This window comes from Streptomyces sp. NPDC003697 (assembly GCF_053587115.1).
Window position 1 is genome coordinate 13,330 of sequence record NZ_JBSFNN010000066.1, and the last position, 26,058, is coordinate 39,387.

Genomic DNA, 26,058 nt, shown 5'->3' on the forward strand with positions numbered 1-26,058 from the left:
TCTTCGGCGACCATGAGGCTCCTGCACAAAATCCCGGGTCACTGTTCATCATAACCGTGCGGTTTCCGTAAAGTGCCAGGTCAGGTGGGGTTCGCCGTACGGTCGAGGTGCTCGCCGGTGGTGCCGGTGCCGGTTTGGTGCTGACTTGTGGGCATCGCTTGTCATCTCAGGTGACCTCTCCCGTGCTGGGTGTGTGCTGGGTCCGGTGGAGGCTTCACTTCGTGGTGGCGGAGTGAGGTCCGGCAGCCGCCCTTTCAAGTCGCCGACGCGGTGAGTGCGGTGGGGACTCGTCTGTCTCACTGCCATCGGTATGCCCGGATGCGGCCGCGGGGGTGATTCATCGATCATTGACAGGTGCACGCCGTGATGTTCAACTGCGGTGGCGATCTTGAAGTTTGGGGTCCTGTCCGGGGTGATGTGAGCGTTCGTTGCTTCGGCATGCCCGGCGGCTGCTCCAACTGACGCCCGTCGGCCGGCAGTGCCGCCTGGCGGGCGTCAAAAGTCTGACGAGGGACAACGGGGGCAGAAGCATGACCGCGGCGTTCGCCGGTACAGGAGCGACGACCTTTGCCCAGGAACGTCTGTATCTCACTTCCGAGGCGGAGGAACAGGACGACGCCTACCTGGTGATCATGGCCATGCGCCTTGCCGGCGATCTCGACATCGAGGCGCTGCACGAGGCTGTACGGGAAGTGACTGTCCGTCATGAGTCGCTGCGAGCCGGCTTCGTCTTCGAGGGCGGCGCGGTGGTGCAGCGGATCCACGACCGCTCAGCCGAACCGTCGTGGACGGTCACCGAGGCGGAGTCGGCCGCCGGACGGCCGGACGACGCGGTGCGCGACCTGGTACGGAAGCTGAGAGCGACACCCTTCGACCTGGCGAGCGGGCCGCTGGTCCGCTGGGGACTGACCCGGATCGGCCCGGCGGAGTACGGCTTCGCCCTCGTGGCCCACCACATCGTGTGCGACGGCTGGTCGCTCGGGGTGATCTTCCGCGACCTGGAGACCGCCTACGCCGCACGCCTGGAGCACTGCCCCGACGCCTTCGACGGCGCGGCACCGAGCCCGCTCGCCTGCGCGCGGGACGAGCGGACCCGGTGGGCGGAGCACGACGGCGTCGCCGACGACCTGGACTTCTGGCGCGGATACCTCGCTGAGACCACTCCGCTGGCCCTGCCCACCGACCTGCCGCGCCCGGCGGTGCCCAGCGGTGCCGGCGGGAACGTGCTGGTCCCCCTCGACGAGGAACTGATCGCCCGGCTGCGCGACACCGCGCGGCGGGCGGGCGCCACCCTCTTCATGGCCTTCGCCGGGATCTACGCGGCCGTCCTCGGCCGGTACGCCCGCCAGGACGACGTGGTGATCAGCAGCCCGGTCGCCAACCGGGAGTCCGAGGAGGAACAGGAGCTCGTCGGCTGCACGGTCAACATGGTCCCGATGCGCCTTGACGTGTCGGGCCGGCCGAGCGCCCTGGATCTGTTCGGCAGGACGCGAGCCGCCGTGATGCCGGCCATGGCACGGCAGAACGTGCCCGTCGACGTGCTGGTCCGCGAACTCGGCCTGCACGGCGCCGTCGGCCGCTCACCGCTCATGCAGTGCTCCCTGGCAGTGCAGACCTTCGACGCCGCGCTGCCCCGGTTCACCGGCGTCACGCCTACGGCCGTCGAGGTGGACAGCGACCGGGCCAAGTGGGACCTCGCCCTGACCATCGACCTCTCCGGCGAACAGCCCTCCCTGAGGCTGGAGTACGACGCCGACATCCTGCTCGGCAGCACGGCCGAGACCCTCGTACGCCACCTCATGTCCGCCGTCCGGCACGCCACGCGGGACCCCGAGGAGCCACTGCGGATCGTGGACGCCGACGAGGCCGACCACCTCGTCCACGCGCTGAACCCGGCTCCGGCCGCACCCGAGACCGAGACCGTGCTCGCCCGCTTCGGACGTGCCCGCGCGTCCCGTCCCGACCACCCGGCGGTCACCGACGGCACAACCACGCTCAGCTACGTCGAACTCGATGCCCACGCCGACCGGTTGTGCCGGCGGCTGCGCGCCGCCGAGGTCGGTCCGGGCACCCACGTGGGCGTCTGCGGGCAGCGCAGCGTGTGGACCGTGGTTGCCATGCTGGCCGTCTGGAAGGCGGGGGCGACGTTCGTGCCGCTGGACCCCGCCGGTCCCGGCGAGCGCGTCCGGTCGATCGTGGAGCGGGCGGACATCGGCCTGGTCGTGGTCGACCGGGACACCCGGCCGGTCGTCGAGGAGTGGCTGCCCAGCACCGCCTTCCTCACCGTCGGCACACCGGAGTCGGCCACCTCGGTCGAGGAAGAAGGAACAACGGCCGCCGATGCCCCGCCGCTCGCCGAGAGCGCCCCCGGACAGACCGCCTACATCATCTTCACCTCCGGCTCGACCGGGCGGCCCAAGGGCGTCGAGGTGCCCCACTCCTGCCTCGCCCAACTCTTCGCCGACCGGCCTGCCGGGCTGGCGGCGGACGCGACGGACGTGTGGCTCTGCACCCACTCCTTCGCCTTCGACTTCTCCGTCTGGGAGATCTGGGGCCCGCTGACGACCGGCGGCACCTGCGTCATCGCGAGCGCCGACCAGGTCCGCGACCCGGCCGTGCTCGCCGCCCTGATCGGCGAGCAGCGCGTGACGGTCCTCAGCCAGACCCCCGGCTCCCTCTACACCCTGGCCCCGGCGCTGGCCGCGTCGTCCCGGCAGGGCGGCTCGGGGCCGCGGTACATCGTGCTCGGCGGCGAGGCGCTCGACTGGGACCGGCTGCCCCTGCTGCTCGGCGACAGTGGTCTCGACGCCACCGTCGTGAACATGTACGGGATCACCGAGGGGACCGTCCACGTCACCGCGCATCCCGTCCCGGTCCGTGCCCTCGGGTCGGTGCCCGCGAACGCGGTCGGCGTCCCGCTCCCGCACGCCCGGTGCTACGTCCTCGACGCGCACGGCGATCCTGCCGGGCTCGATGTGCCGGGCGAGCTGTACATAGGCGGCGGGCACGTCGCCCGTGGCTATGTCAACGACCCCGTCCAGAGCGCCGACCGGTTCCTTCCGGACCCGTTCCGCGAGGGCGGAGTGATGTACCGCACCGGCGACCTCGCCCGTTGGCGCACCGGCGGCGGACTGGAGTACCTGGGCCGCGTCGACGACCAGGTGAAGGTGCGCGGCTACCGCGTGGAGCCCGCTGAGGTGGAGCGCGCCGTGCTGGGGCTGTCCGGTCGCCGTCTGACGGCGTGCCACGTCCTCGCCCACGAGGACGCCCTGGTCGCCTTCGTCGCCGTGGACGGTCCGCTTCCGGAGCGCGAGCTGCGTGATCATCTGCGCTCGGTACTGCCGGCCTATCTCCGGCCCAGCCGGTTCGTGGCGGTCGACGCCATCCCGCTGACGCGGAACGGGAAGGCGGACCAGGCTCGGTTGCTCGGCCTGCTGACGGGGAAGCAGCCGGCGGGCGGCGGGTCCGGCGCCGGCGTACCGCCCGAGTCCGAAGCCCGGCCCGAGACGGAGGGCGCCGCTGCTCCGCGGGGGCGGGAACCGGCGGACCTGACCCGAACCGTGCTCGCCGCCTGGCAGTCGGTGCTCGACCGGACCGACTTCGGCGTCGACGACAACTTCTTCGATGTCGGCGGGCACAGTTTCGCCCTGCTGAAGGTCCACGAGACGCTGCGCGAGGCCGGACTGGAGGTGAGCGTCACCGAGTTGTTCCGCAACCCCACCGTCCGCTCCTGCGCCCGGTTCCTGCACACCGCGTACGGCGACGCCGACGCGACGGTGGCGGGCCGGCCCGCCACGGCACCGGCGGACCGGGGCTCCCGCCCCCGGCGTTCCGGCGACGGGCGGATCGCCGTCGTGGGTATGGCGGCGCGGCTGCCCGGCACCGGCGAGGACCTGGGCGCCTTCTGGCGGACGGTGGCCTCCGGCGGGCAGGCCGCCACCCGCTTCGGCGAGGAGGAGCTGCGTGCCGCGGGCGTGCCCCGCGGCACGCGCGACACCCCCGGTTACGTCCCCGTACGGGCCGCCCTCGACGATGTCCCGGGATTCGACCGGAAACTGTTCGGCTACTCGCCACTCGAGGCGTCCCTGATCGACCCGCAGCACCGCATCCTGCTGGAGTGCGCCTGGCGCGCGCTGGAGGACGCCGGGTACGCGCCGGCGGGGACGGACGAGAACCGCATCGGCGTCTTCGCCGGCGTCGGCGGCAACGCGTACCTGCTGGACGCGGTGCTCGCGAACCCGGGCGTGCTGCACAGCGCGGGCCCCCTGCAGACGGTCATCGGCACCGACAAGGACTTCGCCGCCACCCGCATCTCCTACAAGCTCAACCTCCACGGGCCGAGCCTCACCGTCCAGACCGCGTGCTCCACCTCTCTGGTCGCCACGCACATGGCGGTCCAGAGCCTCCTGTCGGGCGAGAGCGACCTCGCTCTCGCTGGCGGCTGCTCGGTCGCCCCGCCGTCCCGGCACGGCTACGTCCACGAGCCCGGCGGCATCTACTCGCCCGACGGGCTGTGCCGTCCGTTCGACCAGCACGCCCAGGGCACTGTCCCCGGCGACGGCGCGGGCGTCGTCGTCCTGAGGCGGCTGGAGGACGCGCTCGCCGACGGGGACACCGTCCACGCGGTGATCCTCGGCTCCGCCGTCAACAACGACGGCGCGCGGAAGGTCGGTTACACGGCGCCCGGCCCGACCGCCCAGGCCGGGGTCATCCGCGCCGCACTCGACGCCGCGGGCGTGCCGGCGGAGTCCATCGGCCTGGTGGAGGCGCACGGCACTGCCACCCGGCTCGGCGACCCGGTGGAGATCTCGGCCCTGCGCGACGTCTTCCTGACGGGGACGCGGGACGCCGAGCGGGAGCCGCTGTACGTGACCGCCGCGAAGTCGAACCTCGGCCATCTCGACACCGCGGCCGGCGTGGTGGGCCTGATCAGGACCGTGCTCGCGCTGCGCCACGGGACGATCCCGCCCATCGCGCACTTCACCCGGGCCGCCGACCGGCTCGACGCGGAAGGTACCGCGCTGCGCTTTCCCGCCACGGCCCTGACGTGGCCGCCGGGCACGGCACCCAGACGCGCGGGCGTCAGCTCCTTCGGCATCGGCGGCACCAACGCCCATGTGATCGTGGAGGAACCGCCCGCCCCGCCCGCCCGTCGGCGCGAGGCCGAGTCCGCCCAGCTCCTGACCGTCTCCGCCGCAGACGAGACCGCGCTGGAGCGAGCGGTCGGGCAACTCGCCGATCACCTGGAGGAGAACCCGGGGGTCTCCCTGGCCGACGTGGCGCACGTCCTTCGGACCGGCCGGGCCCGACTCCCGTGGCGTACGGCGGTCGTCGCCCCCGACACCGCTCGGGCACCCGCCCTGCTGCGCCGGGCCGAGCGAGCCCGGGTCCGCGTCCCCTCCGGTTCGGGAGTCGTGCTGATGTTCCCCGGACAAGGGACGCAGCGGCCCGGAATGGGGCGCGCCCGCTACGATACCGACCCGGTCTACCGGTCCTGCGTCGACGAGGGCCTGGCGGCCCTCGACCCGGAGCTGCGCGCTGCGGTGGCCGACGCACTCCTCACCCCGGCGGACCCCGCCGCGGCACGGGCGACGGACAGTGCCACCAGCACACTCCTCGCGCAGCCCTGTCTCTTCCTCGACCAGGTCGCCCTGGCGCGCGGTCTGACCGCGCGGGGGATCGAGCCCCGGGCGCTGCTCGGACACAGCCTGGGCGAGCTGACCGCGGCCTGTGTCGCCGGGGTCCTCACCCTCGAGGACGGCATCCGGGCGGTGACCGAGCGGGCGCGGCTCATGCACGCCGCACCGCCGGGCGCCATGGCGGCGGTCGTCGCCCCGGCCGAGCGAGTGGCGGAACTCCTGCCGGACGATCTGGTTGTCGCCGCCGACAACGGGCCGCACTCGGCGGTGGTCTCCGGTGCCTCCCCCAGCGTGGCGGCCTTCACCGGGCGCTGCCGAGCGGCCGGCCTGACCGTCGTACCGCTGCACACCTCGCATGCGTTCCACTCGCCGGGCATGGACACGGCCGCCGAGGCGTTCGCCGAGGTGATGGCGGGACTGAGCCTGCGTGTGCCGGGTCCGCCGGTGTTCTCGGGAGCGACCGGGCGCAGGCTCGGCGATACCGAGGCCGTCGACCCACGGTTCTGGGCCTCCCAGATCAGGCTGCCGGTGCGCTTCGCCGACGCGGTCCGTACGGTGGCGGACGAACTGTCGCCCGCTGTCTGGTTCGAGACGGGCTCCGGCTCCACCCTCCAGGGCCTGGTGAGCGACATCCTGCGGGATGCGCGGCCGCTGCTCGGCGGGTTCGACCGGCCCCGGCGGGGCGGGTCCCTCGCCTCCGGTCTGGAGGCCGCCGGGGTGCTGTGGCGCCTGGGAGTCGGCGAGCTGTGGCGGAACGACACCGAGGACGTCCGGCGGGTCCCGCTCCCGACGTATCCCTTCACCCGGGAGCGGTGCTGGATCGAACCGCAGGCGGCCCCGGCCCAGGTCCCGGCCGCGCCGCCATCGCGGCTGCCGGACTCACCGAGCGAGCCGGTCGCGCTCCGAGCGGCGGACCCGGTTCCGCAGCCGGCGCGGACCGATGAACGGACGAACGTGAACGAAGAGGAGGCAGCGGTGAGCATGGTGACGGCGGACACCGACGCGGTGCTGAGCGCCCTGTGGTGCGAGGTTCTCGGTGTGGACGCGGTGGCACCCGAGGACGACTTCTTCGACCAGGGCGGACACTCGCTCGCGGCGCTGCGGCTGAGTGCCCGCATCCGCGAGTCGCTGGGACTGGAGTTCAGCCTGGACTCGTTCTTCGACGAGTCCACCTTCGGCGGACTGGCCCGGACCGTGCGGTCCCAGCTCGGCCGGCCGGAACCTGCCGCGCCCCCTGTCGGGCAGCCGAGCGGGCAGGCCCTCGTGGCCCCGGTCACGGCCGTCACACACGTGCTCTCGCCGTCCCCGGCGGGTCCCCCGGCCGGTCGGGTCGCCACGACCGGCGCGCTGTCCACGAGCGTCTACTTCTTCTCCTCCGCGTCCGGTGACGTCGGCGCCGACTACGACCTGATCCTGGACTCGGCACGCGAGGCGGACCGGCTCGGCTACGAGGCGATCTGGACGCCGGAGCGGCACTTCCACGAGTTCGGGGCGCAGTACCCCAACCCGGCGGTGCTGGGCGCGGCGCTCGCGACCGCCACCGAGCGGATCCACATCCGGGCAGGCAGCGTCATCCCGGCCCTCCACAACCCGGTGCGGCTCGTCGAGGACTGGCGGATCGTCGACCAGCTCTCCGGCGGCCGGGTCGGGGTGTCGTTCGCACCGGGCTTCCACCCCAGCGACTTCGTCCTCGCCCCGGACCGGTACGCGGCCCGCCGCGACAGCTTCGAGGAGGATGTGCGCCGGGTCCGCTCGCTCTGGTCCGAGGGTGTCGCACGGGACGCCCTGGACGGCGCGGGCGGCCGGGTCGACGTGTCGCTCTACCCGCGGCCGGTCCAGCCGGAGCTGCCCACCTGGCTGACGGCGACCTCGAACGACGAGAGCTTCCGCCGGGCCGGCGCGCTGGGCGGCAACCTCCTCACCGCCTTGCTGGAGCTGCGGATCGAGGAACTCGCCGACAAGATCCGGATCTACCGCAAGGCGCGCGAGGAGGCCGGCCACGACCCCGGTACCGGCCGTGTGACGCTGATGGTCCACTGCTACGTGGGCGAGTCCGAGGACATGGTGGAGGAGGTCTGCCACGACCCCTTCCTGCGCTATCTGCGGAGCCACACCCAGCTGGTCGGCACCCTGACCGCGGCCCTGCCGGAGGAGCGGATCGATCTGTCCGGGGCCAGCCCGAGGGACGTCGACGCCATCCTCCGGCGCGCCTACCAGAAGTTCCGCGGCGAGCGGGCCCTGCTCGGCGACCCGGTGTCGGTGCGGCGGCGGTGCGAGCTGCTGAGCGAGGCCGGGGTGGACGAGATCGGCGCCCTCGTCGACTTCGGCCTGACGCAGCGCCAGGTGCTCGGCAGCCTCGGACGGCTCGCCCGCGTGCGGGACGAGATGGCGGGCTCCGGCACCGCCGCCGCCCGATGAGCGGCGCGTTCACGAGGTTCCTGACCGCCACGGCCGTGTCGGACACCGCCAACGGCGTCTTCGCGGTGGCGGCGACGATGACGGTCGCGGCGCGGGCACACTCGTCGGTCGCGGTGGCCGCGGTCACGGTCGCGGCGAGCCTGCCGTGGCTGATCGCGGCCGTGCCGGCCGGCGTCCTGGTGGACCGGATCAACCCGGTCCGGGCCGTCACCCTGGCCAACGTGGGCCGCTGTGTCGCGATGCTCTGCCTGGCGGCGCTGATCTGGAAGGACGTCGCGCTGGCGGTCACCGTCCCCGCCCTGGTGTTCGTGGTCTCCTGCTTCCAGACCGTGGTGGACACCGCCGCCGAGGTGGTCACCGCGAACGCGGTCGACGACGCGCGCCGCACCCGGGCCAACGGCCTGCTGGCCGTGTCGACGCGTCTGTTCTACCAGTTCCTCGGGCCCGCGCTGGCGGGCGTCCTGGTCGACGCCGACGCGCGCCTGCCCGGCCTGTTGTCCGGCCTGGCGTGCCTGGCGGCCGCGCTGGTCGTCGCCCAGCTGCCGCGCGCGGCGGCGCAGGTGCGCGCGGAGAAGGAGGTTTCCACCGGATTCTGGGAGGGGAAACGGCTGGTCTTCTCCCAGCCGGTGCTGGCGACGCTGGTCGCCGTGGGGGGTCTGACGACGATCGCCAGCAGCGTCTTCTACACGATCCTCGTGGTGTACGCGCTGGATCCGGGCCCGCTCGGTCTGTCCGCCTCGCAGTACGGGTTCCTCATCGGGGCCACCGGGGTGGGCGCGGCGGCCGGGGCCCTGCTCACCCACCACGTGGAGCGGTGGACGGGCCGCGGCACGACCCTCGTCCTCACCCGCGTGGGATGGGCCCTCGTGTTCGCCGGGCCGATCTTCGCCGAGGGCGTCCTGCTGGTCGTCGTCATGGCGGTCGGCAGCGCGTTCGGCGGGATGTGGTCGGTCGAGTCAATGACGGTACGTCAGCTCACTGTCCGCCGGAGCGATCTTGGCCGGGTCAGCGGCGCCTCGCGGATGCTGACCTACGGGATGACGCCGGTCGGTGCGGCGCTCGGCGGGACCATCGCGCTCGCGGTCGACGCGCGGGTGCTCTTCGCCGCGTCCGTCGTGCTGACCCTGCTCACCATCATCCCGATCCGGGTCTATCTGTCCGACCGGGCGATCGAGGCGGCGACCAAGCGGCAGGAGGCCGCCGACGACGCACCGGTGTCCACCAGTGAGGGGGAGAACGTCCAGTGAGCACCGCCGCACCGCACCCGGAGCCGACGATCGAGGACTGGGCGCCGCTGCTCGGCGAGGTATTGCCCCACGCGGCGCGTCCGGTCGACGGCTGGGCCGACGCCACGTTCGGCCGGCTCGGCGGGTCCTCGTTGCAGGCCTATCACCTGGTCGCGCTCGGCGAGCGCCGGCTCGGGCGGGCCTTGGACCTGCCTCGACTGCTGGGCGACACCCCGCTCGGGGACGTCCTTGCCGGCGCGCGGCCGGTGGCCGACCGGCCCGCGCCCGCGCCGCCGTCCGGCGACCGGCCGCTGTTGCCCGGCCAGGAGGAGATGCTGACGGCCCATCTGGCGGGCCGCGACGCGGTCTACCGGCTGGTGTTCTCCGTTGCCGCCCCGGAACTGGACGGGGCGCGGGTCGACGCGGTGCTCCAGGCGCTCGCGGCCCGCCACGAGTCCCTGCGCACCCGGTTCGTCGCCGCCGACGACGCCTTCGCGCGGCGGGTCCTGCCGCACTGGCGGGTGCCGCTGCGCGAGCTGGAGCTGCCCTGCGACGGCGGTCGTCCCGCCGAGCGGATGGAGACGCTGGTCGCCCCCGTCTCCGAAAGGTTCCTGCGGCCGTTCCAGCAGCCGCCCTGGTGCGCCTTCGTCGGCCGGTCCCCCGACGCCGGCGACGTGCTCACCCTGGTGTTCCACCACACGATCGTGGACGGCTGGAGCATCGGCGTCATCCTGCGCGAGTTCGCCGAGTTCTACGGCGGCGGCCACTTCACCGAGCCGGTCGCCCCGGCACCGGACTCCTCATTGGTGCGCTACCGCGACCGGGTCGGCTCGGGACGCCTGGCCGAGGACCTCCAGCGGGTGGCGGAGCGCCTGGCGGGCGCCCCGGCACACCTCCGGCTGCCCGGGACGGCGGGGGAGCGGAACGAGCCGTTCGACCCGCATGGAAGCCGTCTGCCCGTCGTCCTTCCCCCGGACGTGCGGGACGCCGTCGACACCGTGGCACGCCGTGCCGGAGTGCGCCGCCCGGTCGTCCTGCTCGCGGCGTGGGCCCTGGTGCTGGGCCGTCGGGCGGGTGTCGAGGACCTCGTCCTCGGGATGCCCGCGAGCGGCCGCTTCCGCGCGGACCAGTTCGGCGCGGTCGGTCTGCTGACCAGGGTCGCACCGGTCCGGCTCCGGCTCGACCCGGACCGCGCGGTGGACGACTATCTCCGCGGCACGGCCACCGAACACGCCGCCGCGGTACGGGACTCCGAGGCCCCCTACCAGGACATCGTCCGCCACCTCGGCGCGCGCCCCGTTCACGGCTCCAACCCCCTGACCCCGTTCGGGTTCGCCGCGCACGACGAGCTGGTCCCGGCCGTTCTCGACCTCGCCGGGACACCGGCCGAGGTGGTCGAGGGCCACGCCCGCGGCGCGGTGTTCGACACGATCCTCTACCTGCGGCACTGGGGCGACGAGCCGGTCCTCGCCCTGGAGTACTCGGCCGGTCTCGTCGGTCCGCAGACCGCCGTCGCGCTGGCCGGGGCGCTGTGCGCCACCCTGCTCGACTTCGCCCGAATACCGGCCGAGCCCATCGGAAGGCTCACCGGTCTCTCGGCCGCCGAGCGGGACCGCTTCACGACGCTGGCCCGCCCCGCCCCCGCCGGACCGGAGGGCCCCGCCGGTCTCTGGGACCGCTTCGCCGCCGTGGCCGCCCGGTGTCCCGACGCCGTGGCCGTCACCGAACCGGCCACCGGCCGCGAGCTGAACTACCGAGGACTGGAACTGGCGGCCGCGCGCTACGCTCTCGTCCTGCGCCACGCGGGCGTCGGCGCCGGCGACCGGGTGATCGTCCAGGTCGACCGCTCGGCGGCGGAGGCCGTCGCCGTCCTGGCGATCCTGCGGACCGGGGCCGCGTATGTCCCCGTGCCGCGCGACACGGCCGACGCCTGGCGCGACGAGGTGCTCCGGGCCACGGGTGCCACCGTGGTCGTCGCCCCGGCCGACCACCACGGCGACTGGCCGGGACGACTGCAACGGGTGGATCCCTGGACGCCGGACGAGGCAGCGGACGTGACGTCGGCGGGGGAGAGCGCCGCTGTCGCCCCACCGCACCCGCGAGATGCCGACAGCACGGCCTACGTCTCCTTCACCTCCGGCACCACGGGCGTCCCCAAGGGCGTTGAGGTGCCCGACCGCGCGGTGATCCGGCTGGCGGCGGATCCGCAGCTGCTGCGCCCGGTGGACGAGGAGGACACCGGGCTGCCGCGCACGATGCTGCGGCTGGCCCCGCTGGCGTTCGACGCCTCGACCCTGGAGCTGTTCCACCCGCTCCTCAACGGCGACCGGATCGCCGTGCTCCCGCCGGGCCCCGTCTCGCCCCAGCAGATCGTCCCCTTCCTGCGCGAGGAGCGCGTCACCCACGCCTGGCTGACCGCGGGCCTGTTCCGTCTGGTAGCCCGGTTCGAGCCCGCCTCCCTGGGCGTACTCCGGCAGGTGCTGACCGGCGGGGACGTCGTCTCGCCGGACCATCTGCGCGCCGTTCTGGAGGCCTGCCCCGGCCTGTGGGTCACCAACGGGTACGGCCCCACGGAGAACACCACCTTCACCACCGTCCACCATGCGACCTCGGCGGCCGGGATCGGCGACACCGTGCCGATCGGCCGCCCGGTCGCGGGCACCGGGGTCCTCGTGGCCGATGCGGCGGGCCGGCCGGTCCCGCCCGGCGTCGACGGCGAGCTGTACGCCACAGGCCTCGGCCTCGCCCACGGCTACGCCCAAGACGCCGAACGCACCGCGAAGGCCTTTCTCACGGTGCCCTGGCTCCCGGGTGAACGCGCCTACGCGACCGGGGACGTCGTCTGCTGGGACGACACCGGACGGTTGCTGTTCCGGGGCCGCCGGGACCGCCAGATCAAGGTCCGCGGGCACCGCGTCGAACTCGCCGCCATCGAGTCGCACCTCAGGTCCTGGCCCGGTGTCGTCGATGCGGACGTCAGCGCCGTCGGTGACGACCACACCGACCGAGCCGTCCTCGCCTCGGTCGTGGGCCCGGAGCGGTCCGCTCTACGCCGGCTCATCCCGTCCCTGGCGAGCAGTTTCCCCTCGTACGCGCTGCCCGGACTGTGGTGCCTGGTTCCCTCCCTGCCGCTGAACCGCAACGGCAAGGTGGACACCGCCGCGCTGGCCGCCCAGGCGGTGACGACCGAGTGTTTCCTGACCGGGGAACCGCCACCGGACGCACCGGAGGCACCCGAAGCCCTGCACGAGGCACCGGAGAACGACGTGGTCGGCCAGGTCACCGAGGTCTGGCGGCAACTCCTGGGCAACGACGACTTCCGCCACGACGAGTCGTTCTTCGACGCGGGCGGCGACTCCCTGCAACTCACCGAGATGCGCAACGCGCTGCGCAAGCGGTTCCCCGGGGTCCGTATCACCTCGGTCGACATCTACCGCGCCCAGACGGTCGACGAGCTGGCGGCGCACATCGAGAAGGGGCTGCGCGGTGCGTGACCTGGTGAGGGAGCAGCGGTTCGAGGTGGAGGTGCCCGACCACGTCGCGGCACCCTCGGCGGCCCTGGGCGCCGCGCTGGTCGCGGCGCGGGTCTGCCACACCGGGGAGGTGACCGTCCGGATCGCGTCGGGCGCCTCCGCCGACGGGACGGGACTGGCCCTGGCGGACGGTGGGCCACGGGCCGTTGCCCGGCTCGCCGAGCTGATCACCGCCGTGAGCGGGGCCGGCCCGCTCCGACTTGATGTGCACTGCGAAAGCTGCCGGGGCGGTGCGGGCGCCCATCCGCCCTGCCGTCTCGTCCTGCCGCCCACCGGCGCGGCCGGCCGGCAGGAGGTGCAGCACGAGTGCGGTGACAGCTTCACCCTGTGGGGTCCCGAACGGATCCGAACCGTGCTGGAGCGGCTGCGCACCAGGCCCGAGTCCGGCCTCGACCACCTGGTGGTCGCGGGGGAGGAGGAGGGCCGGATGCTTCTCGCCCTGGGCGGGGCGAGCGTGGCCCGCCCCGCCGCAGCCCTGCACGAACTCATCGTGCGGACCGCCGAACGGCACCCCGAGCGTGTCGCGGTCACCGCGGGCGGCGAATCGCTCACCTACGCCGGACTCCTCATCCAGGCGCGGACGCTCGAGGAGCGGTTGCGGGCCGTAGGCGTCGTACGCGGCGACGTGATCGGGGTGAGCACGGCGCGCTGCCTGGAACTGCCCGGAGTACTCCTCGGCGTCCTGCTGGCCGGCGGTGCCTATCTGCCGGTCGGCCCCGAACTCCCGCCCGCCCGGATCGCCACCATGCTCGGCACCGCCGGGGCGAGGACCGTCGTATGCGCGGTCGCCGCCGCCGGAAAGGTACGGCGGGCGGCACCGGACGTCACCCTGCTGAGCCTTGCCGGAGAGCGGCTGCCGGGTCCGGCTCCCGCCCGCGAGGAGCACCCTGACGGCCCCGCGGAGGACAGTACGGCGGCCGGTCCGGACGACCCGGCCTATGTGCTGTTCACCTCCGGCTCGACCGGCCGCCCCAAGGGCGTGGTCGTGCCGCACGCGGCCATCGTCAACCGCCTGGTGTGGATGCAGGACCGCTTCCGCCTCGACGCCACGGACGTCGTCCTGCAGAAGACGCCGTTCGACTTCGACGTCTCGGTGTGGGAGTTCTTCTGGCCGCTGCTCGCCGGAGCCCGCCTCGCGGTGGCGCCACCCCTCGCGCACCTCGATCCCGAGGAGATGGCCGAGACGTTCGTCCGGGAGGAGGTCACGGTCGCCCACTTCGTGCCCTGCGTACTGGAGCAGTTCCTGCGCGAACCCCTGGCCGCGGAGTGCACCCGCCTGCGCCGGGTGGTGTGCAGCGGCGAGGTGCTGCCGCCCGCGCTGGCGAACCGGGCGGCGTCGGTGCTCGGTGTCACCGTGCACAACCTGTACGGGCCGACAGAGGCCGCGGTGGACGTCACCGCGTGGGACTGCAGGGTGCCCGAGCCGGGGCCCGCGGTGCCGATCGGCGCGCCGATCGACAACGTAGGTGCCTACGTGCTCGCCCCCACCGGCGAGTTGGCGCCCTTCGGGGCGGTGGGCGAACTCCATCTGGCCGGCGTCTGCCTCGCCTCCGGGTACGCAGGCGCCCCGGAACTGACCCGCGAACGGTTCGTCCCCGCCCTCTCGGCGACCGCGGCGGGTGTGCGGATGTACCGCACCGGTGACCTCGTCCGGTGGTCCCCCTCGGAGTCGGCCGCCGACGGCCGGGCGGTCCTCGACTACCGCGGGCGGATGGACCAGCAGATCAAGATCCACGGGGTGCGGATCGAGCCGGGGGAGGTGGAGCACGTGCTGGACCAGCATCCGAAGGTACGGGCGAGCGCGGTGGTCAAGCTGGCGACGGAGGGCGGGGACCGGCTGGTCGCCTGTCTGCTCGTCGAACCCGGCGCCCCGCCCGGCCGGGCCGAGCTGCGCCGCCACACGCTGACCCGGCTGCCCGCCGCGATGGTCCCGAGCCGGTTCACCGTCCTGGACCGGTTCCCGATGACCCGCAGCGGCAAGGTCGACCGGTCGATGCTGCGTGAACTGGCCCGGCAGGACGGTGCCCCGATCGCCGAAGAGGTGCATCCCGCATGAGTTCCGTCGTCTTCCCCCTCAGCACCGGCCGCCAGGCGCCGGCGCCGCCACCGGACGGGCTGCCCCTCGTGGCCGCGCCGCACGCGGGCGGAACCGCCCACGCCTTCCGCGGCTGGACGGCGGAGGCGCACCACCGGGGATTCACGGTGTGGGGCACCCGGACCGCGATGCCGAACGAGACCCCCGCGGGCCGGACCGTCCGGGACCGGGCCCGCGCACTGGCCGAGTCCCTGGTCGCACTGGGCCGGCCGTATGTGCTGGTGGGTCACAGCCTGGGCGGCGTCATCGCCGCCCAGGCCGTCCTGCGTCTGGAGCGGAACGCCCCCGAGGCGGTCCCCGCCCTGCTTGTCGTCTGCGGCACCAACCCGCCCCACCTGCCCCGGCCGACCACCGTTGCGGACGGAACGGAGGCGGAGGCGGTGGAATTCCTGCGCACCGTCGGCGGCACACCGGCGGAGGTGCTGGAGGACCGCGAGATGCGGAAACTGGCCGTGGCCATGCTGCGCCACGACCTGTCGTCACTGCGCGGTTACCGGTGGGACGGCTCCCGCCTCACCACCCCCACCGCCGTGTACGCGGGCCGCACCGACCCGGTGGCCCCGCCCGAGTCGCTCACCCCCTGGGCCGAGATCGCCGAGTCGGTGACGACCCGAGTCTTCGACAGCGGCCACTTCTTCCCCCACGACCGGACGGCGGAGGTGCTCGACGCCATCCGACTCGACCTCGTCCGGCACCGTCCCGCCGATGCCGTCACCCACCCCCGCAGCGCCCCTCGCCCCTGATCCTGGAGCTTCTGGTATGTCCCGCATCGAGACGCCGCTGTCCTTCGGCCAGCAGCGCATCTGGTTCGTCGAGCAGGTAGCGCCGGGCAACGTCGCCTACCTCAACACGGATGTGAGACTCCTCCGCGGCGCGCTCGCGGTGGAGACGCTGGCATACGCCGTCCAGACGGTCGTTGACCGGCACGACGCCCTGCGTACCCGGACCACCCCCGCCACCGGCGGCCGGGAGCCCATGCAATGGGTGGAGCCCCGGGCCGAACAGCGGCTCGGCGTGGTGGAGATGCCCGCGCAGGACGACCTGTCCACGGAGGCCCTGCGGCCGGTCGTCGAGGACTTCGTACGGGAGGCCGCCGCCCGGCCGTTCGACCTGAGCGCCGAGTGCCCGATGCGCACGTACCTGCTGCGCTGGAGTCCGACGCTGCACGTGCTGGTCGTGATCGGGCACCACATCACCCTGGACGGCTGGTCCCTGACCAACGTCATCGAGGAGATCGCCCTGTTCTACAACCGCGGGGTCGGCGCGACCGACCAGGAACCGCGGGAGGTGACGGTCCAGTACCCCGAGTTCGCGGCCTGGCAGCGGAAGCACTTCGACGAGGACCGGATCCGCGAGGAGGTCGATTTCTGGCGCGGCTACCTGGACGGCGCCCCGGCGCAGATCGGGCTGCCCTGGGACCGGCCGCGACCGGAGCGCCGCGACATGACCGGCGCCGTCCTCAACACGATGCTGCCGGACGAGGTGTACGACGCCGCCCGCGGGCTCGCGTCCTCGGCGCGCTGCACGCTGTACATGGTGCTGGCGGCGGCGCTGTCCGTGGTGCTCACCCGGTACTCCGACCAGCGGGACGTGGTGCTGGGCACGCCGGTCGCCGGGCGGACCAGACCGCAGTTCGAGCCCACCGTGGGACTCTTCCTGAACCTCATCTCGGTCCGCGTCCGGGTCGACGACCAGGCATCCTTCCTGGACCTGCTGAAGTCCACCCGCCGTTCCAGCCTGCAGGCGATGCAGCACCAGGAACTCCCCTTCGACCAAGTCCTGCAAGGCCTGTCGGTGGAGCGGCACGACAACGTCTCGCCGATCTTCCAGGTCTCGCTGTCCGTCGCGAACCTGCCCGACCTGCCGTTCGAACTGGCCGGCCTGGAGCCGACCGAACACATCTGGGTCGAGCTGAGCGGCGCGCGCTACGACCTGACGACCACCTTCGTCCCCGAGGCCGGGCGGCTGCGCCTGCGACTCCAGTACGACACGGCACGCTTCGACGAGAGCACCGTGCGCGCCCTGGTATCGCACCTCGGGCAGGTGCTGCTCCAAGCGGCCGGGAACTCGTCGACCCGGGTGGCGGACCTCGACCTCGCCTCCGAAGACGAGAAGCGGCGGGTGCTGGAGTTCTCCGGCCTGGGCACCGTCGAGGCGGCGGCCCGCCATGTGCCGGACGTGCTCACCCGGTTCCGGGATGCGGTGGAGACCTGGCCCGACCGGATCGCCGCCCGCTCCGGGGACGACTCCCTGACCTTCCGCCGACTCGACGAGACCGCCGACCTGATGGCGGACGCGCTGGCCGCCGAAGGCGTCGGACGCGGTGACGTGGTGGCGATCCGCCTGCCGCGCGGCCTCGACTTCCTGGCCACCGTGCTCGGCGTGTGGAAGCTCGGCGCCGTCTTCCTCCCGGTCGACGCGACCCACCCGGCGCAGCGCGTCGCGTTCATGCTCGACAACGCCCACGCCGTCCTGCTGGTGGCGGACGACGGCGCCGGCGCGCCGACCGACGTGCGTGTGGTCGGCCCCGCCGACCTGCGCGATCGAACGGATCGCACACGGGTCGCCCGCCCGGAGCCGGACTCCGGGACGACCGCGTACATCATGTACACCTCGGGGTCCACGGGTACGCCGAAGGGTGTGTCCGTCTCCCGCACGGCACTCTCCGCCTTCTGCGCGGGAGCGGTCGATCTGCTCGGCATGACTCCGCAGGACGTCTCCCTCAGCCTGACCACCACCTCGTTCGACATCTCGCTGCTGGAGTACCTGGTCCCCCTGCTGGCCGGCGCCTCGGTCCATCTTCTCGAAGAGGGCGCGACCAGTCCGGCGGCGGTCGGGCGCGCGCTGGCCGCGACACCACCGGTTTCCTACGTCGGCGGCACCCCCACGGTGTGGAAGTCCCTGCGCGACGCTGGAGTCCATGTCCCGGACGGGATCAGGCTGATGCTCGGCGGCGAGCCGCTGCCCGGCGAGTTCGCCGCCTACCTGGACGAGCGAGGGCTGACGTACTGGAACTTCTACGGCCCGACCGAGGCCACGGTCTACTGCACCGTCCAGACGTCCGACGGTGGCGCGCGGCACGGGACCGCCGGCGTCGAGGCGTCCTCCTGCGTCGGCGCCCCGTTCGGCCTCAACCGCGCCTATGTGCTGGATGCGTCGTACCAGCCCTGCCCGGTCAACGTGCCCGGTGAGATCTGGCTCGCCGGCCCCCAGGTGGCGCAGGGATACGTCGGCCAGGCGGAGCTGACCATGAGCCGCTTCCCGCTCGACCGGATCGCGGCCGACGGCTACCGCCGCTACCGCACCGGCGACGCCGGACGCTGGGACGCCGAGGGTCGGCTGCGCTTCCTGGGCCGCCTCGACACCCAGGTCAAGGTGCGCGGCTTCCGCGTCGAACTGGAGGAGATCGAGCGGCGGCTGCGCGAGTGCCCCGGCGTCGCCGACGCGGTCGTCGGCGTGGACCCGGTCACCGGGGACCGGCTGATCGCCGGGCTCATCCCGGAGGGCGAGGCGGTGCCGGAGGCGGCCGGGCTGCGCGAACGGCTTGCCGAGACCCTGCCCGACTACATGATCCCGTCCCTCTTCACCAGGCTGGCCGGCCTGCCGATGTCGGCGAGCGGGAAGCTCGACCGTCGGCGCCTCGGCGTGAGCACCGAACCGGCACCGGCGGCCGACCTGGACGGCGGCTCCCCGCACGAGCAGCTGACCCGCGGAGTCTTCCGCGACCTGCTGAACCGCGAGGACATCGGGCGTGACTCCAACTTCTTCGAAATGGGCGGGCATTCGTTGCTCGCGGTCCAGATGGTGCTGAGGTTCCAGGACATGTTCGGCGTCACCCTGGAGACCAACGAGGTCTTCCGGCACCCGACGCCACGCACCTTCGCCGAGCGGCTCGGCCACCCCGACTTCGTGCGGGAACCTGCCGTACCGCTGCGCACCGCAGGCGGTGAGCCCACGGTTATCTGCCTGCCGCCGCTCAGCGGCACGGCGTGGAGCTTTGTGCAGTTGCTGCCCTACCTGCCGAAGCACATGCCGGTGCACGGCGTCCTGTCACCCACCCTGGAGAGCGACGGCCGCTCTGCCGACCCGGCGGCCTTGCTGGACGAGTTCGTGTCCGCCGTGGAGGACGTCGACGTGCTCGGCCCGATCGTGCTCGTCGGCTGGTCCATCGGCGCGGCACTGGCGCCGAACCTGGCCGCAGAACTCCAGGACCGCGGCTACGAGATCGAGCACGTGGTGATGTTCGACGCGGCCGAGGTGGACCACAGCCGGCTGCCCGGCATCGGCGACGGCCCGTCGGACACCCACCCGCGGCTCAACTGCGGACTCACCCACTTCCTCGCCTCGGACCGGGCCGCCGGCTCCGAGCGGCGCTGGGAGGGCCTGTTCAAGGGCGAGGCGGACACCATCGGGACGAGCGCGCCGCACCTGCGCATGCTGGACCCCGGCCACCTGGCGGAATCCGGGCCCCGACTGCGTGAACGCCTCATGGATTTCGGCGGCTGACCGCCCACCGAAGCACCTGACCGCCCACCGGGGCACCTGGCCACCCGGCTCGGCCTCTCCCCGGCGCCCAGCCCATGCCCGCCGCCGACACCGGCAGACGAAAGACGTCGAAGACGCCATGACCGAAGAGAAGACGCCATGACCGAAGAGCTGAAGGACGCCTCGGAGGACCTGAGCCTGCGCGAACGGGTCGCCGCCGCCGTGGAGACGGCCCGCGTGCACGCCGGGGAGGTGGACACCGAGGGCCGCTTCCCCGCCGAGGCCGTCGCCGCGCTGAAGCGCTACCGGCTCCTCGCCCCCGAACCGGTACCGGGCGAGGGCCTGTGGGCCGCGCCGCAGATCGTCGCAGTCGCCAACGCGCTGGGCCGCGCCTGCGCCTCCACGGGCATGATCTGGGCGATGCACCAGGGCCAGATCCAGGCGGTCGCGCGCCAACCGAGGACCAGCCCCGCCGTGCGGAAGTTCCTCGACTCCGCGTGGGAGGAACAGCCCCTCGTGGCCAGTCTGATGTCGGAGGTCGGCGCCGCCGGCCCCCGCGAGAGCCGGGCCTACTGCCGAGAGGAGGCGGACGGCAGCGGTGCCCTCACCATCGACAAGAACGTCTCGGTCTCCTCCTACCTCCGGCAGGCCGACGCCGGCCTGGTCGTGGCCCGGCGGTCGGCCGACGACCCCGCCTCCGACGCCGCCCTGGTACTGGTCCACTGCGACGACATGACCGTGTCGCAGTGGCGCGAGTGGCAGGCGCTCGGCATGCGCGGGACGGCCAGCGGCGGCGGGCGGGTACGGGCCCGGGCGGACCGCGACGCCCTCCTGGAGGAGACGTTCGGTGAGGCCTCGGCCCGGGTCATCATGCCGCTGTCGAACCTCGGCTGGGCGGCGTGCTGGCTGGGCATCGCCGAGTCCGCGTTCGCCGTCGCGCAGGATGCCTTCCGACGGCAGCAGGGCCGGCTCGCGCCGGACATGCTGACGGCCCGCACGATGCGGCTCGGGCGGGCGTCGGACGCCCTCGACGAACTCGCGGAGCAGATCCGCTCCATCGCCGCCGAGTACGACGCCCTGGGGGGCGCCGCCAGCGACGCCATGGTGCGCCGGTCGAACGCGCTGCGCCTGACGGCCGCCGCCCGGGCGAACGAGAGCGTGCTGGACTCCTTCCAGGTCATCGGCGTGGACGGCTACCGGGAGCCCTCGGCGAGCAAGTGGAGCCTGAGTCGCCAGATACGCGATGTGCTGTCCGCCCGCGTCATGATCAGCGAGGACCGCATTCGGCTGGGCAGCGGCGGACTCGCCCAATTGCCCCGCAGGAGCGGTCTGGAAGACGCGCTCGAGCTCAGTGGTGGATCGAAGGGCGACAGGCGATAGCGTGATGGGTGGTAGTGACGAGCTCGTGCTGGTTGGTGCTGGTTCGTGAGGCGTAATAGGGGTAAACATGCAGGGTCGAAGTGGCTTCATGAGATTGCTGCACAAATTTTCGAGGCGCCGCTTACCATGAGTGCACTGACCTGACAAAGAGGCAGGTCAGGGGGTGTCGCTCCGTCCGTGAGGGGCTCGTCGGTGATGCCGGTGCTGGTTCGGTGCTGACCTGTGGGCACCCCTCGTCATTCCCGGTGACCTCTCCCGTGCTGGTTCCGTGCTGGGCGGGGAGGGCTTCGATTTTCGGTTGGTGGGGCGAGGTCTGGCAGCCGCCCGGTTCGCAGTCGCCGTGCTGGTGGGTTTGGCGAGGCGGCTTCTGCGGGACACCCCATCAAATGCACCGAGGCGTCCGTGCACTCACGAGGGCGTCGGTTTGGCGGCAGTGCCAGCAGGATTCGTACTGCCGAGGCGTCCGTGGACGGCGTCGGCGTAGCACTGTGCGGTGACCGCCGCAGTCCGAAGACCGCAGCGAGGTGGGGGCCTCACACGCCGGTGGCTTCTGCTTCGCCGAGGATGCAGCGGTCGACGGCTCCCACGTCAGGACCTCAAAGCGGGGCTCGCACCGGACCTTCGCCGACCGACCGAGTACGTCCGGGCAGCAAACATCCCCGATCACCGACCGGCACGGAACACCCCTTGCCGTCTCGCTGACCAGCGAAACCGGACCTGAAAACGGCTCGGGCGGCGCTCGCGCGGTGAGCGCGGGCATCGCCCGAGCGACGTCGAGGGCGAGGAAAGCGAAGGAACTTGTTTCAGAAGAGGAATGGAGAAGGAAGCCCCTTCATGGCCTCGCCGTGGGTAACGCTAGCACTCAGCCCGGGATCAAGTCGCGCAGGTTTTCGAGGGTGACGACCCGGGAGTCCGGGTGCACCCCCTCGGGACGCTCGAGACCGATGTACATCACGGGCTCGTCTGGGACCGGCCCGCCGTCCCACAGATCCACGGCCGTGGTGTCGCCGGACATCAGGTCGACCAGGTACCGCACCGTCAGGTGCTCGCGCTCTACGACGGCGCGCACCACCTTGGACACCGACACCTGGTTCTGCTCGACCCGGTTGGCCGACGGGATGCCCTTCAGATACAGGTGCAGCCACTTCGCGCGCCACCGGCCGTCGTCCCCGCGCCGGAACACCAGCGGCAGCGCCACTCGACCCACCCCGCGAAGCTCCGACTTCATACGCACCGTGCGCGGTTCGAACGGCCGGCCCTTCTGCTCGACATCGCGCAGCATGAAGCCGAAGAACGACTGCTCGACCTCGTCGAAGCTCTCGCCGGCGTAGATGTTGACCTGCGGAACGATGAATGCGCTGCGTACCCGCTCCAGGGACAGGTCGATGAACTCCGATGCCCCGTCGGGCGCCTCGGTGACATCGCCCGAGTGCACACCTCCGACAGCCCTGAGCGACGTGTAGGACAGCCAGGAGTCGGTGCTGTAGTCGGTACGGAGAAGCAGCGCCGAGAGATCGTAGTCGGTCCGGCGCTCGGTCTCCTTCCAGTACACGAAGAAGCGCAGATGTTCGCCGTCGACCGCCGAGAGTGAACCTCGAGGCAGTACGCCGAGTCCGGCCGCGGTCGCCCTGCCGCTGAGCGGGAGCGCCACGTCGAGGACGTCGGGGTCGAGCAGCAGCCGGCCCGGTGCCGGGAGCCTGCGGCGCATCTCGGCGTCGAGGGCGGCGATCAGGCGATCCCGGTCGGCGGCGGAGACCGGCGGCCGGACGTCGGGAACGACCCAGCCGCGGCCCCGGCGGTTGACGAAGATCCGGGGGTCGCCGGTCTCCCGCTCCCGGTTCTGGAAGTGCTCGCGGACCGAAAGCACGACCCGGCCGGAGACCTCGGGGGCGACCTGCACAGCGGCGGCCACCACCGCGTCCCGCTCCTCCTGGTCGGCGGCGATACGCAGCAGGAGGTCCAGGGCGCGGAACAGCTTGCCGGGAGCGGACTTCAGCAGCCCCACCGCACCGAGGACGTCGGACTCGGCGAGCAACTTCTCGATGCGGCTGTCGAAGGACCGCGCTTCCTTCTCACCCCGCGCCACGGCGAAGACCTCGGCGGCGTGCGGCCAGTGCGGGTACTCGTGCGGGTGGAGACGCTCACCGAGCCGCTTGAAAGGCTCGCGGTGCGCGTGCACATCGGCCAGCTTGGCGGGATTCGCCGCGACCACGGCGTCGAGGCCCGCGAGCAGCGCACGGCGGGTGGGCCGCGGGAGAGCCCGGAACCGGGTCGGCTCCTGCAGTGTCACGTCGCCGCCCGACAGCGCGCAAGCCAGCCGCAGCACGTCGGTGACGGTGTCCAGCAGGAGGTCCGCGCCGACAGCGAGACGGGCCTCGTTGACGACCGCCCGGTTCTCCCTGACCGGGATCGACTCCGGCTGGGGGCCGAGCGCGCACCGCTCGGCGAGGGCCTTGAGGTCGCGCAGGTGGTCCTCGCCCAGTGGCATCGTGCTGCCCGCCAGGGCCAGGTACAGGTCCGTGAGTTCGTCGTCCAGGTCCCGCCCGAGGTGCAGGACGGTCACCCGGTCGCCCGCCGAAGCGATCAGCTCGTCCTGCGCCGCGAGCATCTCCTCGTAGGTGTGCTGGTAGCGGCCGTACGTGGGAAGGCTGAGCAGGTTCAGCACCCCGTGTACGAGTTGCGTCAGCGTGTTCTCGCGCGTCTTGGCGTCGCCGAGCGCCTCCGTCACACACCGCATCCAGAACTCTTCGGTGTCCGGCACGTTCGCCGGAAAGTCGATGAAGTACGAGTTGTGTCGGACGTGGTCGCCCACCATCTCGCTCACGGTGCGCAGCGTCCGCTTGGCGGTGTGCACGACCGCAGCCTCGGACAGTCCCGACAGCCGTTCCAGCAGCTCCGCCGAGAGCTTGAAGCCCACGGATGTCAGTGCCGCGTCGAACTGCCGTGCGGCGGTGGCTCCTTCTCCGGCGGAGCCCTTGGGGGAGGAAAGGCGGTGGGCGTGCCGGATGACCAGCGATTCGAGACTCTGCGCCATTCAGGGATGATCGCAGAGGTGTGCGAGCCAGCGCACAGGAGTTTTTCGTACGCGCTCCGACGCCGTGATCACACCCGACCTCGGGCAGAAGGTCCTGCTCTTCGGAACAGGTCGACAGGGGCGGCGTCGACCCGCAGGACGCGGCGGGCGTCGCCGTCCTTGTAGCCCAGGCACGTCAGCCAGAAGTGGGTCTGCGCCACTACGTGCACTACGACGTGGCCGCCGACCTGCTCGATCACTGGCTCGGCGCGTCCGGTGACGCGTACCGGATCGACCCCAAGCGAATGATGGACGACATGCCGTCGTTCCAGAGGCTGGTCGACGATCAGGTGACCGTGGCCAAGAAGTCGGGCGGCACCTACGACTCCGGATCGAGCGTGGGCACCAGTGTGGCCGACTTCATGGACGCCGGGAACAAGGGTGCCGCGGTCCAGGGCTGGTGGTAACGATCTGGCACAGTTGCACACCGACGGCTACGCCCAGGACTTCAGCGTCTGGGGCTCCTACTCGTACTCGATCGGGGGGTAAGGTGAGCATCCGTGCCATTCGGCGCACGGCTGCAGGCCTGGTCCTGGGCCTGCTGCCGCTGCTGGCGGTCGCCTCGTGCGGCGAGGAACCGAAGAAGCACTTCCCGGGTGCCTTCCCGGGCAGCATCACCGATGTGAGCGCGGCCCAGGCGTTCCGTGACTACGATCTCCGGGTGCCGGCGTCGGTGAAGGTCGTCGGGTATTACGCGTGGTCCGAGGACGACACACACCCGATGGCGGCCGTGCTGCGGATGCCTTGTTCGGCGGTGCCGGGTTTCGTCTCCGGCAGCGGGCTGCGCCCAGCCTCCTCTGTCGAGGGGGGTGTCGCCGGTGTCCGGGTCTTCGCCACGGACCACGGGCGGGCCGGCGACGAAGCGGACCCGCTGTACCTGCGGGACCGGGACCACGCGGGTGTCATCACCCATCGGACCGGCACGGAATGCACGGTGCATCTGCACACATGACCGGCATGCGGATACTCGTGGACTCGGTGGTGGTCGCGTCGGTCGTATCGGCCCTCGCGATCACCCCGCGTGTCCTGACCAGCCGGTCCGGCCGTCAGGCCGGGGCGGCTGGCCGCTCAGTCTCACCGGCCACCGCGCTGGCACTGGTGACCGGGCTGCTCTACGTCAACCAGGTGCTGTTCACGGTCTACGTGCTGCGCGTGCACGACGGGGACCCGTCGTTCGTCGCGCGGTATCTACCTGTCGGGTGGTTCAACCTGGCATCGGAGAATCCTCTCCTGCACGGCCTGGCCGAACGCTTCCCGGAGCCGGGGCTTCTAGCGCCGAGCGTGCTGCGGGTCCAGGCATTCCTGGAACTTCCCTTCGTCCTGCTGGCATTCGCGATGGTGGCGCGTTGGCTGGACGCCGACCTCTACCGCCGGATCGCCCGCTCGGCCCTGCTGCCGCTGGCCTCGGTGTCGTACACGGCCGTGTTCTGCCTGGTCGAGTGGGATTTGCACAACCCCTACACCGTGGACGACGTGCTGATCCGAGCCGTCTCGGCAGTCGTCACCCCGCTGCTGCTCGCCCGCCTGGCGGCGCGTGACACGGGCACGGCTCTGGTGCCCGCGTCGATGCCGGGGCTGCTGGTGTTCGTCGGCTCGTTGGGGGCGCTGGGCGCTCTGGTGCTGGTCGTCTACGACACCGCGCTGCTGTACAACCTGGGGCGCCTGGACGACCGGCTGCCGCTTGTGCTGGGCGCGTCGCTCGCCCTGCTGGGGCTGCGTGCGGCCGCTTCCCGGGTGCCCGACGGGTCTGCTCCGACACTGTCGTTCGTGGTGCACGCGCTGCGCCACTGGCTGCTGCTCTTCTTCGCACCGGCCCTGGCGGTCCGCTACGGCCTGCTGTTCGGCACGCCCCTGTTGGCCCTGGCCGCAGGCGCCCTGACGGCCGTCGTGGCCTGCGCGCGCGCGGCCCGCCAGATGTCGGCCGGTGCCGTGCTCGGTCTCACGGCCCGCGTCGGCTGCGCCGTCCTCGCCGGGACCGCCGCCGCAGCGCTGGCCCTACGGGTGACACCATCGTCGTACCAGGAGGTCGCGCTCCTGTCAGCCATGGGCGCCTTCCTGGTCACGGGTGTCGTAGTGTGCGGCCTGCTCGACCGGCTTTGGAAGGTCCCTGGCTAGCTAGTGCCGCGGCAGGCAACGTTCGCCCCGTCGCGACGCCCGGCACGCTCCCCCAAGCTCTCGGCTCCGCTCGAGCAGGGGGTACCCCCACTCG

General features: G+C 72.4%; 11 protein-coding genes. 10 read left to right on the forward strand and 1 reads right to left on the reverse strand.

The features are described 5' to 3' along the window. The first annotated feature begins 530 nt into the window (after positions 1-530). The 7 genes from ACWDNY_RS23155 to ACWDNY_RS23185 all read left to right on the forward strand — a co-directional run bounded on the left by ACWDNY_RS23155 (position 531) and on the right by ACWDNY_RS23185 (position 20,776). Positions 531-8,057, forward strand: a complete 7,527-nt coding sequence (locus tag ACWDNY_RS23155; RefSeq protein ID WP_451647702.1) for a hybrid non-ribosomal peptide synthetase/type I polyketide synthase — start codon at positions 531-533, stop codon at positions 8,055-8,057. Then, complete coding sequence (locus ACWDNY_RS23160; RefSeq protein ID WP_451647703.1) at positions 8,054-9,304, forward strand: MFS transporter; 1,251 nt, start codon at positions 8,054-8,056, stop codon at positions 9,302-9,304. Before ACWDNY_RS23155 ends, ACWDNY_RS23160 begins: the two co-directional genes overlap by 4 nt. Next, positions 9,301-12,777 carry a non-ribosomal peptide synthetase gene (locus tag ACWDNY_RS23165; RefSeq protein WP_451647704.1) on the forward strand — a complete coding sequence of 1,159 codons (3,477 nt, stop codon included), beginning with the start codon at positions 9,301-9,303 and terminating at the stop codon, positions 12,775-12,777. The genes ACWDNY_RS23160 and ACWDNY_RS23165 overlap by 4 nt, the downstream gene beginning before the upstream one ends. Beyond that, positions 12,770-14,872: an amino acid adenylation domain-containing protein gene (locus ACWDNY_RS23170; RefSeq protein WP_451647705.1), complete on the forward strand. Its 2,103-nt coding sequence runs from the start codon at positions 12,770-12,772 to the stop codon at positions 14,870-14,872. The genes ACWDNY_RS23165 and ACWDNY_RS23170 overlap by 8 nt, the downstream gene beginning before the upstream one ends. Next, a complete protein-coding gene (locus ACWDNY_RS23175) occupies positions 14,869-15,654 on the forward strand; it encodes a thioesterase II family protein (protein WP_451647706.1) in 786 nt (261 codons plus the stop codon). Before ACWDNY_RS23170 ends, ACWDNY_RS23175 begins: the two co-directional genes overlap by 4 nt. A gap of 16 nt (positions 15,655-15,670) precedes the next feature. Beyond that, positions 15,671-19,417, forward strand: coding sequence for a non-ribosomal peptide synthetase (locus tag ACWDNY_RS23180; RefSeq protein WP_451647707.1), 3,747 nt, complete (start codon positions 15,671-15,673; stop codon positions 19,415-19,417). Positions 19,418-19,555: 138 nt separating this feature from the next. Then, entirely contained in the window at positions 19,556-20,776 is a 1,221-nt protein-coding gene (locus ACWDNY_RS23185; protein ID WP_451647708.1) for a hypothetical protein, read from the forward strand. An 862-nt stretch (positions 20,777-21,638) separates the two neighbouring features. On the opposite strand, the gene ACWDNY_RS23190 is transcribed toward ACWDNY_RS23185, so the two are convergent. Further along, on the reverse strand, positions 21,639-23,810 hold the full coding sequence (locus ACWDNY_RS23190; RefSeq protein WP_451647709.1) for a hypothetical protein: 2,172 nt from the start codon (positions 23,808-23,810) through the stop codon (positions 21,639-21,641). Positions 23,811-23,995: 185 nt separating this feature from the next. Here ACWDNY_RS23190 and ACWDNY_RS23195 point away from each other — a divergent pair, with 185 nt between their 5' ends. From ACWDNY_RS23195 to ACWDNY_RS23205, 3 genes are all read left to right on the forward strand, one after another. Further along, positions 23,996-24,256: a hypothetical protein gene (locus tag ACWDNY_RS23195; RefSeq protein ID WP_451647710.1), complete on the forward strand. Its 261-nt coding sequence runs from the start codon at positions 23,996-23,998 to the stop codon at positions 24,254-24,256. Positions 24,257-24,339: 83 nt separating this feature from the next. Beyond that, complete coding sequence (locus ACWDNY_RS23200; RefSeq protein WP_451647711.1) at positions 24,340-24,801, forward strand: hypothetical protein; 462 nt, start codon at positions 24,340-24,342, stop codon at positions 24,799-24,801. Then, entirely contained in the window at positions 24,798-25,964 is a 1,167-nt protein-coding gene (locus ACWDNY_RS23205; protein WP_451647712.1) for a hypothetical protein, read from the forward strand. Before ACWDNY_RS23200 ends, ACWDNY_RS23205 begins: the two co-directional genes overlap by 4 nt. Positions 25,965-26,058: the final 94 nt, after the last annotated feature.